This window comes from Streptomyces sp. NPDC029674 (assembly GCF_044903205.1).
In the GTDB taxonomy this organism is placed as follows: domain Bacteria; phylum Actinomycetota; class Actinomycetes; order Streptomycetales; family Streptomycetaceae; genus Streptomyces.
The window spans coordinates 22,100-39,939 of the sequence record NZ_JBJDPY010000023.1; the positions used below are offsets into that span (position 1 = coordinate 22,100).

Annotated in this window: 5 protein-coding genes; all 5 read left to right on the plus strand. The window is 73.8% G+C overall.

Features of this window, described 5'->3' with window-relative positions; translation table 11 throughout:
* Positions 1 to 135: 135 nt before the first annotated feature.
* The 5 genes from ACI2L3_RS35655 to ACI2L3_RS35675 are packed head-to-tail and all read left to right on the plus strand — an operon-like array spanning position 136 to position 17,812.
* Positions 136 to 489 (plus strand): GYD domain-containing protein, encoded by a 354-nt coding sequence (locus tag ACI2L3_RS35655; RefSeq protein WP_404756579.1) that lies wholly within the window; start codon positions 136 to 138, stop codon positions 487 to 489.
* Between the two features lie 52 nt (positions 490 to 541).
* Positions 542 to 5,716, plus strand: a complete 5,175-nt coding sequence (locus tag ACI2L3_RS35660) for a beta-ketoacyl synthase N-terminal-like domain-containing protein (protein ID WP_404756580.1) — start codon at positions 542 to 544, stop codon at positions 5,714 to 5,716.
* On the plus strand, positions 5,713 to 9,111 hold the full coding sequence (locus ACI2L3_RS35665) for a MupA/Atu3671 family FMN-dependent luciferase-like monooxygenase (protein WP_404756581.1): 3,399 nt from the start codon (positions 5,713 to 5,715) through the stop codon (positions 9,109 to 9,111). Before ACI2L3_RS35660 ends, ACI2L3_RS35665 begins: the two co-directional genes overlap by 4 nt.
* Positions 9,108 to 12,527, plus strand: a complete 3,420-nt coding sequence (locus ACI2L3_RS35670) for an amino acid adenylation domain-containing protein (protein ID WP_404756582.1) — start codon at positions 9,108 to 9,110, stop codon at positions 12,525 to 12,527. Before ACI2L3_RS35665 ends, ACI2L3_RS35670 begins: the two co-directional genes overlap by 4 nt.
* Positions 12,524 to 17,812 (plus strand): MupA/Atu3671 family FMN-dependent luciferase-like monooxygenase, encoded by a 5,289-nt coding sequence (locus tag ACI2L3_RS35675; RefSeq protein WP_404756583.1) that lies wholly within the window; start codon positions 12,524 to 12,526, stop codon positions 17,810 to 17,812. Before ACI2L3_RS35670 ends, ACI2L3_RS35675 begins: the two co-directional genes overlap by 4 nt.
* Positions 17,813 to 17,840 lie beyond the last annotated feature (28 nt).

A 17,840-nucleotide genomic window follows, 5' to 3' on the forward strand; every position in this document is an offset into this window, starting at 1 on the left:
TGCTGCCATGCGGTTGTTCCGCGACCCGGGTGCCGGAAGCATGGCTGAAAGTGATCCCGTGCCCCACCCCCACCGCGATCTTCCCGCGTGACACCCGGGGTGGGCGGGGCCGACGTATTCCCGGAGGGGTACCCCATGCAGTTCATGATTCTCGCCCGCTACACGCAGGACGTCGTCAAGACCATCCTCGAGGACCCGCAGGCGGTCATCGCCCGTGACGAGCACGCGTTCAAGTTCTACGGAGCGCTCGGCGGCACGGTCGTCAACTACTGGTTCACCCGCGACATCGAGTACAACTTCGCGGTCGTCGTGGACTTCCCGGACGCCGAGGCCGCGCACGCGGCGGTGCTGACCGGCTACTCCACCGGTGCCTTCGAGGAGGGCAAGGTCATCCCGCTGGCGTCGCCGGAGGAGATGGTCGGCGCCCTCAAGCGGGCCGCCCCCGCGGTCGAGCTGTTCTTCCCCCCGCAGCCCACCACGGCCGACTGACACATTTCCCGAGGTTCTGAGAGAGGCAGACGTGAGCGGTATATCCCAGCCAGTGCCATCGGCCCTGTCGGCCCGTACCTTGGTGGACCTCCTCAGGGCACGCGCCACCGAGAACGGCCGGCAGACGGCTTTCACCTTCCTTGCCGACGGCACTCAGGTGACGGAGGAACTGACCTTCGCCGACCTGGACCTGCGCGCCCGGGCCCTCGCTGCCCGGCTCCAGGAGATCGCGGACCCCGGCGACCGCGTGCTCATGCTCTGCCCCTCGGGACCCGAGTTCGCCGTGGCCTTCTACGGCTGCCTGTACGCGGGCATGGTGGCGGTGCCCGCCTATCCCCCGCGCTCCGACAAGCACGCGGCCCGTCTCTACGCGGTCGCCGAGGACTGCGGTGCCGCGGTGATCGCGGCGCCGGCGGCGCTGCACGACCGGTCGGCCGCCGGGAGCGCCCTCTCCGCGCGCTGGATCGCCACCGATTCCGTGCCCCTCGCGGCCGCCGAGGCCTGGCGTGCTCCGGACGGGGACGCCGCCCAACTGGCCTTCCTGCAGTACACGTCGGGCTCCACGGGCGCCCCCAAGGGCGTGATGCTCAGCCACGCCAACCTGCTGCACAACCTGGGCATGATGGCCCACGCGATGGACCACGCCGAACAGCCGGTGCTGGTCTCCTGGCTCCCGCTCTTCCACGACATGGGCCTGATCGCCAACCTGCTGCTCTCCCTGTACTGGGGCGCCCGGCTCGTCTACATGCCGCCCGAGGCGTTCCTCCAGGACCCGGTCCGCTGGCTGCGCGCCCTGTCCGAGTTCGGCGGCACCTTCTCCTGCGCCCCCAACTTCGCCTACGAGCTGTGCGTGCGCCGCACCCGGCCGGAGGACCGCGCGGGCCTCGACCTGAGCCGCTGGCGCGTCGCCCTCAACGCCGCCGAGCCGATCCGCGCCGACACCCTGGAGCGCTTCGCCGGGCTGTACGCGGACCACGGCTTCCGCACCGGCTCCTGGTACCCGGCCTACGGCCTCGCCGAGAACTCCGTCTTCGTGACCTCCGGTTACGCCGGTGAGGGCGCGACGGTGCACCACCTGGACGGTGCGCGGCTCGAACAGGACAGGGCCGTCGCGGCGGAGCCCGGCGCCACCGGGACGCGTGCGGTGCTCGCCTGCGGGCGCGCGCACCTCGACCAGGAACTGCTGATCGTCGATCCGGAGACCCGGCAGCCGCTGCCGACGGGAGCCGTCGGCGAGATCTGGCTGCGCGGACCCAGCGCGGGAAGCGGCTACTGGCAGCGCCCCGAGGAGAGCCGCGCCGCCTTCGGCAACCGGCTCGCCGGCGAGGAGCCGGACGCCCTGCCCTGGCTCGCGACGGGCGACAAGGCTTTCCTGGACGCCGACGGGCAGTTGTGCATCACGGGGCGCATCAAGGACCTGATCATCGTCCGCGGACGCAACCTGTATCCGCAGGACCTCGAGCGCACCGTCGAGGACGTGGACCCCGCCTTCCGGCCCGGCTGCACGGCCGCCTTCGCCGTCGACTCGGACGGTCAGGAGCGGGTCGTGGTCGTGCAGGAGGTGCGCCACCAGGACATCGACGCAGTCGACGCCGACGCCCTCGGAGCCGCCGCGGCCGCTGTCCTCGCGGCCGAGCACGAGGTGACGCTGGACGCCCTCGTCCTGCTCCGCACCCGTGCCATCCCCAAGACCTCCAGCGGCAAGATCGCCCGGCGCGCCGCCAGGAACGGCTATCTGGACGGCTCCCTGGACACCGTCGGTGTCTGGCGGGCGTCCCGGCGGCCGACACCCTCGCGCCGACCCGCCGCGACGGTCCCGACGGTCCCGACGGCAGAGGCTGCCGGTACGCGGTACCTCGACGCGGTGATCGCGGCCATCGCCGAGCACCTGGAGGTGGCCCCCGAGGACATCTCGCCCAGCGCCAACTTCGTGGAGTACGGCCTGGACTCCGCCTCCACGGTGGCCATTTCGGGGGCTCTCCAGCGCACCCTCGGACGGCGGCTGCCCGCCGGTCTCCTCTTCCAGTTCCAGAGCGCCGAGGACGTCGCACGGCACCTCGCCGGGGACGCCGCCGAGGTCGCGGCGGACGCGGCTCCCGCGGCACAGCCCGACGAGCCGATCGCCGTGGTGGGCATGGCCTGCCGGTTCCCCGGCGCCGAGGACACGGAGGCGTACTGGCGCCTCGTGCGGGACGGCGGTGACGCCATCGTGGAGGTACCGGCCGACCGCTGGGACGCCGCCGCGCTCTACGACCCCGAGCTGCGCACGCCGGGCGCCATCAGCACCCGGTGGGGCGGCTTCCTCCCCCAGGTCGACGGTTTCGAACCGGAGTTCTTCGGCATCGCGCCGACCGAGGCCGCCGCCATGGACCCGCAGCACCGGCTGCTCCTCGAAGTGGCGTGGGAGGCCCTGGAGAACGCCGCGATCCACCCCGACACCCTCGCGGGCAGCGCCACCGGCGTGTACGTCGGCATCAGCAACAACGACTACTCCCGCCTGACGGCCGGCGCCGGCTCCGCCCTCGACGCCTACTACGGCACGGGCAACGCGCTGAGTGTCGCCGCCGCCCGCCTCTCCTACCTGTGGGACCTGCGCGGCCCCAGCCTGGCGGTCGACACCGCCTGCTCCTCGTCCCTGCTGGCGGTCCACCAGGCGTGCGAGTCGCTGCGCCGCGGGGAGACGACGCTGGCCCTCGCCGCCGGTGTCAACCTCATCCTGTCGCCGGAGCTGACGGCGGTCTTCTCCCGCGCCAACATGATGGCGGCGGACGGCCGCTGCAAGGTCTTCGACGAGCGCGCCGACGGGTACGTACGGTCCGAGGGCTGCGGGGTCGTCGTCCTCAAGCCGCTGTCCCGGGCGCGCGAGGACGGCGACGAGATCCTGGCCGTCATCCCCGGCTCGGCCGCGAACCAGGACGGCCGGTCCAACGGACTGACCGCGCCGCACGGCCAGGCGCAGGTGGACGTCGTCCGCAAGGCGTGGGCGGCGGCGGGGCTCGACCGCGACCGGCTCGGCTACCTCGAGGCGCACGGCACCGGCACCGCGCTCGGCGACCCCATCGAGTTCGAGTCGCTGACCGAGGCGCTGCGCGACGGCCGGGGCGAGGACGTCCCGCCGTGCCACGTCGGCTCGGTGAAGGCGAACATCGGGCACACCGAGTCCGCCGCGGGCATCGCCGGCCTCATCAAGGTGGTGCTCGCCCTGCGGCACGCCACCATCCCTGGCCAGATCCACCTCACGCGGCTCAACCCGCACATCGCGGACCTCGACTCGCCGCTGACGGTGCCCACCACCGCACAGGAGTGGCCGGCGGACCGGCGGACCGCGGGGGTCAGCGCCTTCGGGTTCGGCGGCACCAATGTGCACGTGGTCGTCGGCGAGGCGCCCGGCACGGAGCTCCCGGAGGCACCTGCGGACGGCCAACAGGCCGCCGCCGAGCCGGTGTTGCTGTCGGCGCGGACGCCCGAGGCGCTGCGCGGGCTGGCCCGGCGCTACGCGGACGTCCTGGACGGCTCGACGGCCTCCTTGGCGGACATCGCCCACACCACGTCCACCGCCCGGACCGTCTGGCCGCACCGGCTCGCGGTGACCGCGTCCGGCGTGGCGGAGGCCCGGGAGACCCTGGCGCGCTTCGCCGGGACCGGACGTCCGGCGCCCGACGCGGCGCTGGGCCGCGCTCCCCACCGCCGCGCCCCGCTCGCCTTCCTCTTCACAGGGCAGGGGGCGCAGCGCCCCGGGATGGGTGTCGAGCTGTACCGCGATCACGCGGCGTACCGCGAGGCGTTCGACGAGTGCGCCCGCGTGGTCGAGCGGCACTTCGGGTGGGATCTGCGCGCGGTGGTCGGCGACGCCGACGCGCTGGCGCGGACCGAGTACGCCCAGCCTGCGATCTTCGCGGTGGAGTACTCCCTGGCCGCGCTCTGGCGCTCGTTCGGAGTGGTGCCGGACCTGATGTTCGGGCACAGCGTCGGCGAGTACGTCGCCGCGTGTCTGGCCGGGGTGTTCGAGCCGGCGGACGCGCTGTTCCTGCTCGGTACGCGGGCCCGCCTCACGCAGATGCTGCCGACCGGCGGGGCGATGCGCGCCGTGCGGGCCGGGGAGGCCGTCGTCCGTGAGGTGCTCGCGCCCTACGCCGACCGGGCCGCCGTGGCCGCGGTCAACGGAGCGGACGAGACGGTGATCTCCGGGTCGGAAGAGGCGCTGGACGCCGTCTGCGCGCTGCTGCGCGAGCGCGGCCACCAGTCCACCGCGATCCGTACCTCGCACGCCTTCCACTCCCCGCTCCTCGACCCGGTGCTCGACGAGTTCCGCGAGGCGCTGAACGACGTGACGCTGCACCGGCCCCGGCTGCCGCTGGTGTCCTCGGTGACGGGCCGGCGGGAGGACGAGCTGTTCACCGGCCCCGAGTACTGGGTGGACCAGCTGCGTCAGGCCGTCCGCTATGCCGACGGGGTCGCGGCCCTGGTGGAGGCCGGCTGCGCCACCGGGGTGGAGATCGGCCCCGACGCAGTCCTCGCGCCGCTGGCCCGGCGGATCACCAAGGGGACCGGGGACGTTCTGTGGGTGTCGTCGCTGCGGGGCGGCAGGCCGGAGGAGCAGTCCCTGACCCGGGCGCTGGGCGCCGTGTGGAGCGCGGGCACCGAAGTGGACTGGACGGCCGTGCGCCACGGGCGCGGGGGCCGCAGGCGGCCGCTGCCGTCCGCGCCCTTCCAGCGCCGCCGGTTCTGGCTGCCCGACCAGGTGGCGCCCGAGCAGGTGGCGCCCGAGCAGGTGGCGCCCGCCGCGGACGCCGGGCACAGCACCTGGCACCCGCTCCTGGGCCGGCCGCTGCCTCCGACGGCGGCGGAGCCGCGACGCCACGTGTGGCAACGGGTGCTCGCCCAGGGGCAGGTGGCGGTCCTCGACGACCACCGCATCCAGGGACGGGTCGTCGCGCCCGGCACCAGCTACATCGAGCTGGCCCTCGCCGCCGCCCGCGAACTGGACCCCGAGGGGCGCTACGTCCTTCACGACGTGCGCTACCAGAGCATGCTCAGCGTTCCGCACGACGGGGCGCGCGTGGTGCAGGTCGCCCTCCACCGGCGTTCCGACGGGGCGCTGTCCTTCACCGTGCACAGCAGGGACGAGACCGGTGGCGCCGAGTGGACCGAGCACGCCGGCGCGCGGCTGGTCCGCGCCGGTGACGGGCCGGCCGCCATCACGACCGACGCGGAGGGCGCGGCATGAAGTTCAGTCTGATGTTTTTCGCCAGCGACGAGAACGCGCTGGCCGGGGCGGACCGTTACGACCTGCTGGTGCGCAGCGCGCGCTTCGGCGACGAGCACGGCTTCCACAGCGTGTGGGTGCCGGAGCGGCACTTCACGCCGCTCGGCTCGCTCTACCCCAACCCCGCGCTGCTGCACGCGGCCCTCGCCCGGGAGACCCGGCGCATCGGGCTGCGGGCGGGCAGCGTGGTGGCGCCGCTGCACGATCCGCTGCGCACGGCGGAGGAGTGGGCCGTCGTCGACCATCTGTCGGGCGGCCGGGTGGGCATCTCGCTGGCCTCCGGCTGGAACCCGGACGACTTCGCGTTCTTCCCCGAGCGCTACGCCACCCGCAACGCCTATCTGGAGGAGGCGATCCCGACCCTGCGCGCCCTGTGGCGGGGCGAGCAGGTGCCGGCGACCAGCGGTACAGGAGCGCCCATCCGGGTCCGCACGTATCCGCGTCCGCTCCAGCCCGAGCTGCCGCTGTGGCTGACCGCGGCCAGCTCGCCCGAGAGCTTCGCCAGGGCCGGCCGCGTCGGCGCGAACCTGCTGACGCACCTGCTGGACCAGGGCGTCGAAGGGCTCGCCGAGAACATCACCCGGTACCGGGCCGCCCGCGCCGAGGCCGGTTTCGATCCGGCCGAGGGGTGCGTCACCGTCATGCTGCACACGTTCGTCGGCGAGGACGCGGACACGGCCGTGCGGCAGGCGAAGGACCCGTACTGCACGTATCTGAAGGGGAACCTGGGGCTGCTCAAGGGGCTGGCCCGCAGCCGTGGGCACGGTGACGACGTCGACATCAGCGCGCTGCCCGACGAGGAGCTGACCCGCTTCGTCTCCTTCCTGTACGACCGGTTCGCCGCCGAGCGGTCGCTGATCGGCTCGCCGGAGTCCTGTCTGCCGCTGGTCGAGCGGCTCGCGGAGGCCGGGGCCGACGAACTGGCCTGTCTGCTGGACTTCGGGCCCGCCCCCGACGAGGTGCTCGGCGGGCTGCCGCAGCTGGACCGGCTGCGGGACGCCGCGGAGCACGTCACGGTACGGCCCGTCGACGGCGCGCCCGCGCCCGTTGCGGCCTCCCAGGCGCCGGTGACCGTCGGGGACGACGACGCCGAGACGGTCCTCGCCCGTTCGCTCACCGAGGTCGACGTGGCGGAGTTCTTCGCCCGGATCGAGGCCGCCGGTGCCTTCTACGGGCCCGCCATGCGGTGCCTGGAGAACGTGTGGGTCGGCGAACGCGAGGTGCTCGGGCGGCTCTCGGTGCCCGAGGGCCCGGCGGAGCAGGCGTACGAGTTCCATCCGGCGCTGCTCGACAACGCGTTCCTGCTGCTCGGCGCGTTGGCCCCCGGCGCGCTCGACGGCTCGGAGGCCCTCGCCCTGCCCAGCGGAGTGGGGACCTTCGAGACCCTGCGCCCGCTCACTGGCACGGTCCACTCCCACGTGGTGCGCACGCCCACGGCGGAGGGTTCGGGCGAACTCGTCGCCGACGTACGCCTCTTCGACGACGCGGGCACGGTCGCCCGCGCCCGGGGGCTGCGCATGCGCCTGGTGGAGGCGGACGGCGACCACGCGGACGCGGGCGCGGAGCTCTGCTACCGCACGGAGTGGACCGCGGTGTCCGAGCCCGCCCCCACCGAGCTGAGCCCGGGCCGCTGGCTGGTCCTCGCCGACGCCCACGGGTACGGCGACACGCTCGCCGACGGGCTGCGGGCGTCGGGTCACACGGTGGAAGTGGTCCGCGCGAGCGGCGTACCGGACGCCACGGCGATCCGGCGCGCCCTGTACCGAGCGGTCGCGGAGGGCCCGCTGCACGGCGTGGCCCTGCTGTGGCCGCTGGACGTCCCCGAGGCCGGCGCCCCGACGACCGAGGCGGTGGAGGACGCCCAGCGCCACGGCAGCGAGGCGGCGCTCGCCCTGACCCGGGCCGCCCTCGAACTGGACGACCCCACCCGCTGCGGGCGGCTGTGGGTGGTGACCCAGGGGGCGCAGCCCGCCCAGGACGACGTCACCGAGCGGGGTGTGCTCCAGGCGCCCGTCTGGGGGCTCGGCAGGGTCCTCGCGGTGGAGCAGCCCGACATCTGGGGCGGCCTGGTCGACCTGGACCCGGCGGGGACCGCGGACCGCGCGACCGCCGGGCGGCTGACCTCCGTGCTGCTCGCGCCGCGTGACGGCGCGGCGGACCAACTGGCCCTGCGCGGCGACCGGTTGCTCTCCCCTCGGCTGGTACGCGACACCGTGCTGGCCCGGCCCGCCGATCCGCTGCCGCAGCTCGACCCGGCCGGCACCTATCTGCTCACCGGCGGTCTCGGCGACCTCGGGCTCGCCATCGCCGGGCGCATGGTGCGGCGCGGCGCCCGCCACCTGGTCCTGACCAGCAGGCGCGGCGTGACCACCGACACCCAGCGTGCGGCGGTGGACGAGCTGACCTCGCTGGGGGCGCGGGTCACCACCCTGGCGGTGGACGTGGCGTCCGCGGCGGCGGTCCGGGCCCTGCCGGAGCAGCTCGCGCTGCTCGGGCTGCCGGACGTGGTCGGTGTGGTGCATCTGGCCGGTGTGGTGGACGGGGCGCTCCTCGCCGACCTGGAGCTGGGGCAGCTGCGCGACGTCGCGGCGCCCAAGGTCGCCGGGTCGTGGAACCTGCACAGCGTCTTCGGCGACGCGCGGCTGTTCGTGCTGGTCTCGGCGCTGCCCGCCGTCTTCGGCCCGATCGGTGTGGGCGCCGCCAACTACGCGGCCGCCAACGCGTTCCTCGACGCGCTCGCCCAGCACCGGCGCACCCGGGGCGCGGCCGGTACGGCGCTCGGTTACGGCCCGTGGAACGATGTGGGCCTCGCCGTCCGCGAGAAGGGCCTGGAGCAGCTCGCCCGGGTGGGCGTGGGCAGCATGCGCCCGGCCGAGGCGCTGGAGGTGTTCGACCGCGTCCTCGACAAGAACCCCCGGCAGACCACGGTGGCGAGGATCGGCTGGTCCGGCGTCTTCGAGGCCTTCCCGACGGCCCGGCACAACCAGCAGTTCGCCGCTTTCCTCGACGAGGCGGGCGACAGCGGGACGACCGAGCTGCTGCACAAGTGCGCGGGGGCCGACGCCCAGGAGCGCGCCGGCATCGTCGGCGGCTATCTGACGGAACGCCTCGCCGCGGTCCTCGGCCTCGACCCGCACATCGACCCGCAGCAGCCCGTCACCGAGCTGGGGCTCGACTCGCTGATGTCCCTGGACATCCGCAATCGCATCAAGAACGACCTCGGAGTCGTCGTCCCGATCGTGCGCTTCCTGGAAGGCGCCTCCATCGAGGAGCTGACCGAGTACGTGCTCGAACAGCTCGCCGGGGTGCTCGACGAACTGGACGACCACGCGGAACGAGAGGAAATCACGCTGTGAGCAGGGGGCAGGAGGACGCGCAGGCGTTCCAGGAACTCACCGATCTGCTGCGGGACGTGGAGGCCGCGCGGATACGGCTGACGGCGGAGGACGGCGAGCTGCGCGTGTCGGCGGCGAAAGGGGCGCTGACCGCGGAGCTCCGCGACCGGCTGGTCGCCCACAAGCCCGGCCTGCTCGCGCATCTCACCGCGCAGGCCCGGGCGGCCGGGCCGGTGCCCGCGCTGCCCCGCGACGGCCGTACGTTCCCGCTCTCCCCGGGGCAGGAGGCGCTCTGGGTCCTCGACCAGCTGGAGGGGCACCAGCCGACGTATGTGATCAGCGGCGTCATCCGGCTCGAAGGACCGCTGCGCCACGAGGTCCTGGAGTCGTGCCTCTCCCAGCTGGCGAACCGGCACGAGGCCCTGCGCACCGCCTTCCGGGTCGGGCCCGACGGCAACCCCCGGCAGACCGTCCTCGACCCCGCTCCGCTGCCCGTGGAGCGCGTGGACCTGACCGGACTGCCGTCCGGGGAGCGGGAGGAGGAGCTCACCCGGATCGCCCGCGAGACCGGGCGCGAGCGCTTCGACCTGGCGGTGGGACGGCTGTTGCGCGCCGTTCTCGTGACCACGGCGCCGCAGGAGGCGTATCTCGTCCTGGCGGTGCACCACATCGCCGCGGACGCCGCTTCGCTCTCGGTGCTCTTCCGCGAGCTGTTCGTCCTGTACGAGGCCGACGCCGAGCCCTCCGCGCTGGCGCCGCTCTCCCTGCACTACGCGGACGTCACCGAGTGGCAGCGGAACAGCCTCTCCCCCTTGGGCGAACACCAGCAGCTCGCTTACTGGAAGCGGCAGTTGGAGGGCGTGCCGCCCCTCCTGGAGCTGCCCACGGACCGGCCGCGGCCGCTGCGCCAGTCGTTCGACGGCGACACCGTCGACTTCACCGTCGACGCGCGGCTGACGGCCCGGCTGAACGAGGTGGCCGCCCGGGCCCGCGTCACGCCGTACGTGGTGCTCCTGACCTGCTGGGCCGCCGCGCTTGCCCGGTGCGCACGGACCGACGAGCTGGTCATCGGGACGCCGGTCGGCAACCGGGACCAGCCGCAGGCGGCGTCCCTGGTGGGCTTCTTCGTCAAGACGCTGCCGCTGCGGGTCGACCTGACCGCCGCCGCCACGTTCGAGGAGCTCCTCGGGCACGTCCAGCGCACCTTCCTGGAGGGCATCGAGCACCTGGACGTACCGTTCCAGCGCATCGTCGCCGAGACCGCTCCGCAGCGGTCCCTGAGCCACACGCCGGTGTTCCAGGCGATGCTCACGTACTTCGAGACGCCGCTGGACGCGACCGAGACGGGCGGTGTCGCGGTCTCCCGGGCGGACGTGCACAACGGCACCGCCAAGTTCGACCTGACGCTCTTCGCGGAGAACCGGGGCGACAGCCTCGCCTGTTCGCTGGAGTACGCGCGGGACCTCTTCGACCCCGCCACGGCGCGCGGCCTTGCCGATGCCTTCCGGCAGCTCCTCGGCTCGGCGCTCGACGGCCCCGGGGCCGACGTCGCCCGGCTGCCGCTGCTCTCCCCGGCCGGGCAGCGCGCCGCCGTCGAGGCCGGCCTGGGCGCGGAGCGGGCCGTCGACCTGGACCGGCCCGTGCACCGGTACGTCGCCGAGCAGGCCGCGCTGCGCCCCGACGCCGTCGCGGTGGAACGGGCGGGCGAGTCGCTGACGTACGCCGAACTGGAGCGGGAGAGCAGCAAGCTGGCCGCGGTGCTGCGGGACCGCGGTGTGCGCCGGGGCACCCTGGTCGGCCTCTACACGCAGCGGTCGCCGCGCCAGGTGATCGCGGTGCTCGCGATCCTGAAGGCCGACGCCGCCTTCCTGCCGCTCGACCCGGACCACCCGGCCGACCGCACCCGTCAAATGCTCGACGAGGCGGGCCCGGACATCGTCATCGCCGACGCGCCCCTCGACATCGGGCCGGACGCGGAGAGGGTCCTGCTGCGACTCGACGAGCTGGACTGGTCCACCGCGCCGGTCGACGCGATCGCTCCGACGACCGGCCGGGACGACCTGATCTACGTGATCTACACGTCCGGGTCCACGGGCAGGCCCAAGGGCATCGCCATGCGGCACGGCGCCATCGCCAACCTCCTCGCCTGGCAGACCGCGGCCTTCCCCTTCGCCCCCGACGACCGCGTCCTCCAGTTCAGCCCGCTGCACTTCGACATCTGCATGATGGAGATGTTCGGCACGTGGGCCGCGGGCGGCACCGTCGTCCTGGTCGACGCCGAGACGCGCCGCGACGCGATGCGGCTCCTGCCGTACGTGCGGGAGGAGGGCATCACCCGCCTCTTCCTGCCGTACGTGGCACTGCAGCAGCTCGCCGAGGTGGCCCACGCGCGCGGCGGCGGGTGGCCGGAGCGGCTGCGCGAGGTGTTCAGCGCGGGCGAACAGCTCCAGGTCACCGAGGAGTTGCGGGACTTCTTCCGGCACACGGGGGCGGTCCTTCACAACCAGTACGGGCCCTCCGAGGCGCACGTCATCACCTCGTACACGCTCCGGGGCACCCCCGACGAGTGGGAGCACCTGCCCCCCGTGGGCACCCCCGTCGACAACGTGCGGATACGCGTGCTCGACCCGCACGGCGCCCCCGTCCCGCCCGGCGTCGCCGGTGAAGTACACGTGGCCGGGCCCTGTCTGGCCCGGGGCTACCTCCACCGGCAGGACCTGACGGACAAGGCGTTCGTCGAGGACCCCTTCGCCCCGGGCGAGCGCATGTACCGCACCGGAGACCTCGCACGGCTGCGCGCCGACGGTGTCCTGGAGCACCTCGGGCGCGTGGACCACCAGGTCAAGGTGCGGGGTTTCCGGGTGGAGCCCGGCGAGGTGTCGGCGGCGCTCCTGAGCCATCCGGCGGTCAGGGAGGCCGTGGTGGAGGCGCGCGGGAGCGGCGCGGCCCAGGCGCTCATCGCCTGGGTGGTGGCGGACAGCGGGCCGCCGGCCGCGGCGGAGCTGCGACGGCACTGTCTGGACCGGCTGCCCGAGTACATGGTGCCCACGGTCTTCGTGCCGATGGACGCCCTGCCGCTGACCGTCGCGGGCAAGGTGGCCCGCTCGCTGCTGCCCGAGCCCGAGCGGCAGCCGACCGAGGGACGCGAGCCCGAGACGGCGCTGGAGAAGTCGGTGGCCGCCGTCTTCGCGGACATCCTCGGCCTCGACCGGGTGGGCCGCGACGACGACTTCTTCCAGTCCGGCGGCCATTCGCTGGCCGCCACCCGGGCCGCCCTGCGGCTGAGCGAGGAGCACGGCGTCGACATCACCGCGCGTGCCGTGTTCGCACGGCCCACCGTGGCGGCGCTCGCCGAGCGGCTGGAAGTCCTGCTGTGGGCCGCCGAGCCGCACGTGCCCGCCGGTGCGGGTGACGAATGGGAAGAGGGAGAGCTGTGACCACGCCCGCCGAACTGCTCGGGGAGCTTCGTGCCCGCGAGATCCGCCTGTGGGAGGAGGAGGGGCGGCTGCGCTTCAGCGCCCCCGCCGGTGCCCTCGACGGCCAGCTGCGCGCCCGCGTGTCCGCGCACCGCGACGCGCTGATCGCGCTGTTGCGGGAGGCGCGCGGCGAGCGCGTCGGCGACCGGCCCGCGATCACCCCGGTCGACGCCGAACACGACCGGCTGCCGCTCTCCTTCGGGCAGCAGCGGATGTGGGTCATGTCCGAGATGCTGCCGGAGAGCGGCGGCGCCGCCTACGTGCTGTCCGGCCGGATCAGGCTGGAGGGCGAGGCGGGCCCCGGCGAGTGGCAGGCGCTGCGCCAGGCCTTCACCGACCTCGTGGCACGGCACGAGGCCCTGCGCACCGCCGTCCGCGCCGGGGACGGCGGACCGGTGGCCGTCCTGGCCGACACGTACGAAGTACCGTTCACTGAACAGGACTTGCCGCCCGGCCGGACGGTCGAGGAGGTGGCGGCGGAGGAGGCGCGCCGCCCCTTCGACATCGGCCGGGCACCGCTGGTGCGCGCGGCCCTCGTGCACGAGCGACCGGGTCTGACGCATCTGCTGCTCTCGGTGCACCACATCGCCGCCGACGCCTGGTCGCTCGGCATCCTCTACCGGGACCTGGCCGCGCTCTACGCGGCGCGCACCGGCAGCGCCGACACCCCGCCGCTGCCCGAACTGACGGTGCGGTACGCCGACTACGCCGCGTGGCAGCGGCAGCACCTCACCCCCGAAGCGCTCGGCCCCGAGCTGGAGTACTGGCGCAAGGAGCTCGACGGCGCCCCCGGCCTGCTCGAACTGCCCGCCGACAGGACCCGGCCCGCGGTGCAGTCCTACCGCGGCGACTCGGTCCCCTTCCACCTGCCCGCCGCGCTCATGGAGCGGGTACGGGAGCTCGCGCACCGGTACGGCTGCACGCCCTACATGGTGCTGCTCGCGTCCTGGTCGGCGCTCCTCGCGCGCCTCGGCGGAGCCGAAGACGTACCGCTGGGCACGCCGGTGGCCGGGCGGCTCCGCCCCGAAGTGGAGCCGCTGATCGGCTTCTTCGTGAACACGCTGGTCATGCGGGTGAACGCGGGCGGCGAGCCGACCTTCGACGAGCTGCTGCGGCGGGTCCGTGCGACGGCGCTCGGCGCCTTCGACCACCAGGACCTGCCCTTCGAACAGCTCGTCGAGGAGCTGCAGCCGGAGCGCACCCTCAGCTACAGCCCGCTCTTCCAGCACATGTTCATCCTGCAGAACGCGACGACGGAGAGCTTCCGGCTCCCCGGGTTCGACGCGCGCCTCGAAGAGGTGCACACGGGCACCGCCAAGTTCGACACGACGCTGATCGTGGAGGAGGGCCCCGACGGTCTGCGCGGCGTCCTCGAATTCGCGACCGACCTGTACGACGCGGCGACCGCGCGGCGCTGGCTGGACCACTGGAGCACGCTGCTCGACGCCGCCGTCACCGCCCCCGGGACGCCCCTCTCCGAGCTGCCGCTGCTCGGCGCGGACGACCGGAAGCTGCTCCTGGAGCGGTGGAACGACACCGCCCTGGACGTCGACGCCACGACGGTGCACTCACTGGTGGAGCGGCAGGCCGTACGGACCCCGGAGCAGCCCGCGATCGTGCAGGGCGACACCGTGGTGACGTACGCGGACCTCGACGCGCAGGCGGACCGGCTCGCCGCGCTGCTGCGCGGGCACGGCGCCGAGCCGGGCGCCCTGGTCGGACTCTGTCTGCCGCGCACCCCCGAGCTGGTCGTCGCGCTGCTCGCGGTCCTCAAGTCCGGTGCCGCCTATGTGCCGTTGGACCCGGCCGCGCCCGCCGAGCGCAACGCGTACATCCTGGGCGACGCCGGGGCCCGCCTCCTGCTGACGGAGTCCGCGCTGCGCCCCGGTGTCAGCTGCCCCGAGCACACGGAGATCCTGTGCCTCGACGAGCTCAGCGAAAGCGAGCTCGGCGCCGGGGCGACCTCCGGGCCGTCCGACGGCGGCGCCCGCCCCGAGGACCTCGCCTACGCCATCTACACCTCCGGCTCGACCGGCCGCCCCAAGGGCGTCATGGTCGAGCACCGCAACGTCGTCAACTTCTGCGCCGCCATGACGGACGAGTTCGGCGCCGACGGCGTGGGAACGTGGCTGGGCGTCACCACGGTCTCCTTCGACATCTCCGTCCTCGAACTGGTGTGGACGCTGACGCAGGGTTCGACGGTGGTGCTTCAGGCCGATCCGCCGCGGTCCGCCGCGCGCCGGCCGGGCAGGGTCGCGGACCTCAGCCTGTTCTACTTCTCCAGCGCCACGGAGACCGAGGGGCAGGCGCGGCCCGGTGCCTACCGGCTGCTCCTTGAGGGCGCCAGGTTCGCCGACACCCACGGGTTCGAGGCGGTCTGGACGCCGGAGCGGCACTTCCACGCGTTCGGCGGCATCTACCCGAACCCGGCGGTGACGGGCGCGGCGGTCGCCGCGGTGACCGAGCGGGTGGCCGTGCGCGCGGGCAGCGTGGTCCTGCCGCTGCACCATCCGCTGCGGGTCGCCGAGGAGTGGGCGGTCGTGGACAACCTCTCCGGGGGCCGGGCGGGCGTCTCCATAGCGTCCGGCTGGCAGGCCGACGACTTCGTGCTCGCCCCGGAGAACTACGCCGAACGCAAGCAGGTCATGCTGGACGGCATCGGCACCCTGCGGTCCCTGTGGCGGGGCGAGGCGGTGGAGCTGCCCAACGGCACGGGCAAGAAGACGGCCGTCCGGTCGCTGCCCCGGCCCGTGCAGCGGGAACTGCCGGTCTGGGTCACGGCGGCGGGCAGCGAGGAGACGTTCCGCGCGGCCGGCGAGTCCGGGGCCAACCTGCTGACCCACCTCCTGAACCAGGACCTCGACCGGCTCCAGGAGAAGATCGCCCTCTACCGCAGCGCCAGGGCCCAGGCGGGCCACGAGGGCCCGGGGCGGGTCACGCTCATGGTCCACACGTTCGTCGGCGACGACCCGGAGCTGATCAAGGAGACCGTCCGCGGCCCGTTCCGCGACTACCTCTCCTCGTCGCTGGGGCTGATCGGCAACCTCGCCCGCAGCCTCGGGCTCGGCGACGACCTGCGGAACCTCCCCGAGGACGACCTGCGAACGCTCCTCGACCACGCCTTCGAGCGGTACTACGACACCGCCGCGCTGTTCGGCACGCCCGAGCGGACCGCCGAACTCCTCGACGGCATCGCCGACACCGGCGTCAACGAGGTCGCCTGCCTCATCGACTTCGGCGTGGACGACGACGCGGTGCTCGACGCGCTGCCCATGCTGGACCGCGCCCGCGCCCTGCACGCGGACCGCAACACGGCCCCCGCTCTCACCGTGCCGGAACTCATCGAGCGGCACGGCGTGACCAAGCTGCAGTGCACCCCCTCCCAGGCCGCCATGATCCTCGACGAGCCGGGCGGCCCGTCGGCGCTCGCACGCCTCGACCTGCTGCTGCTCGGCGGCGAGGAGCTGCCGCGGGGACTCGCCGAGCGGGTCACGGCGGTGACCGGGGCCCGGCTGCACAACATGTACGGGCCGACCGAGACGACCATCTGGTCCAGCACCCACCGGGTGGACGACACGGGCACGGTCTTCATCGGACGGCCCATCGCCAACACCGCCCTGCGCGTCCTGGACCGGCACGGCGCCCCGACACCGATCGGCGTCCCGGGCGAGCTGCACATCGCGGGCGCCGGAGTGGCCCGCGGCTATCTGGGGCGGCCCGAGCTGACGGAGGAACGGTTCCTGCCCGACCCGTGGGCGACCGCCCCGGGCGCCCGCCTCTACCGGACGGGCGACCTGGCCAGATACCGCCCCGACGGCACCCTGGAGTTCATCGGCCGCACCGACCACCAGGTCAAGGTGCGCGGGTACCGCATCGAACTGGGCGAGATCGAGGCCGCCCTCGGGTCGCACGCCGATGTGGCGCAGGCGGCCGCGACGGTGCACGGGACGGGCGTGGAGCGGCAGATCGCCGGTTACGTGGTGGCCCGCCCCGGGACGGAGCTCGATGAGGCGGCGCTGCGCGGCCACATCGCCGGGCGACTGCCCGGATACATGGTCCCGGCGACCTTGCAGGTCCTCGCGGAGCTGCCGTACACGCCCAACGGCAAGATCGACAGGAAGGCGCTGCCCGCGCCGGCCCGCCCGTCCCGGTCCGAAGAGGGCTGGACGGCGCCGAGCAGCCTCACGGAGATGCGGCTCGCGGTGCTGTGGGGCGAGGTGCTCGGCGAGGCCTCCGTGGGCGCCCATGACAACTTCTTCCGGCTCGGCGGCAATTCGGTGCTCGCCGTGGCGCTGCTGGCGCGGATCGAGAAGGAGTTCGGGCGGCGCCTGTCCATGGCGGACCTCTTCCAGGGGCCGACGGTCGCCGAGCTCGCGGCGAGCCTGGTGCGGGGCGGCGACACGGCCCGCAGGTCCCTGATCCGGCTGCGGCCCGGCGGGCACGAACCGCTGTACCTCTTCCCGGGCGCGGGCGGCAACCTCATGTACTTCCACGAGCTGGTCAGCGGCCTGCCGGAGCGGTTCGCCGTGTACGGGCTGCAGCCGAACTTCACCGAGGACGTCGACACCGGCTCCCTGGTGCGGCAACTGGCCGACCAGTACCTGCCGTTGGTGCTCGGCGAGCAGCCGTCGGGGCCGTTCCGGTTCGTCGGCCACTCCTTCGGCGGGCATGTCGCGATGGAGCTGGCCCGCCGGCTGCGGGACGTGGGCCGGCAGGTCTCGCTCGTGGGCCTGCTGGACACGGCCGCGCCGCTGCCCGAGCGCCACGCGTACTTCGAGGACTGGGACCAGTCGGCCTGGCTGGTGGCGCTGGCCGGCGTCTTCGGCCGCCTCTTCGGCCACGCCCCGGAGATCACCGAGGAGGACCTCGTCGGCCTCACCGACGAGGAGCAGGTCGACCGGCTGCGGCAGGCGCTCAGGCAACAAGGCGTGCTGCCGCCCGAGTTGGACGACGACGTGCAGCTCCGCGGCTTCATCCGCACCTACATCGCCGACCAGCGCAGCCTACACACCCCCTCGGAGCCGTACGACGGTGTCCTGACGTTCTTCCGGGCCGCCGAACTGCACGACGACAACGTGCCGCCACCGGCCCTGTCGTGGCTCCTCGACGACCCCGCACGCGGCTGGGACCGGTTCACCACCCGCCCCGTGGTCGTCCAGGAGGTCCCCGGAGACCACCTGACCATGCTGACCAGACCGCACGCGGAGAGTCTGGCCAAGTTCATCGGCGACCTCTGCGCCGACTGACGTCCCTCGTCACCGAGCGACCGACGTT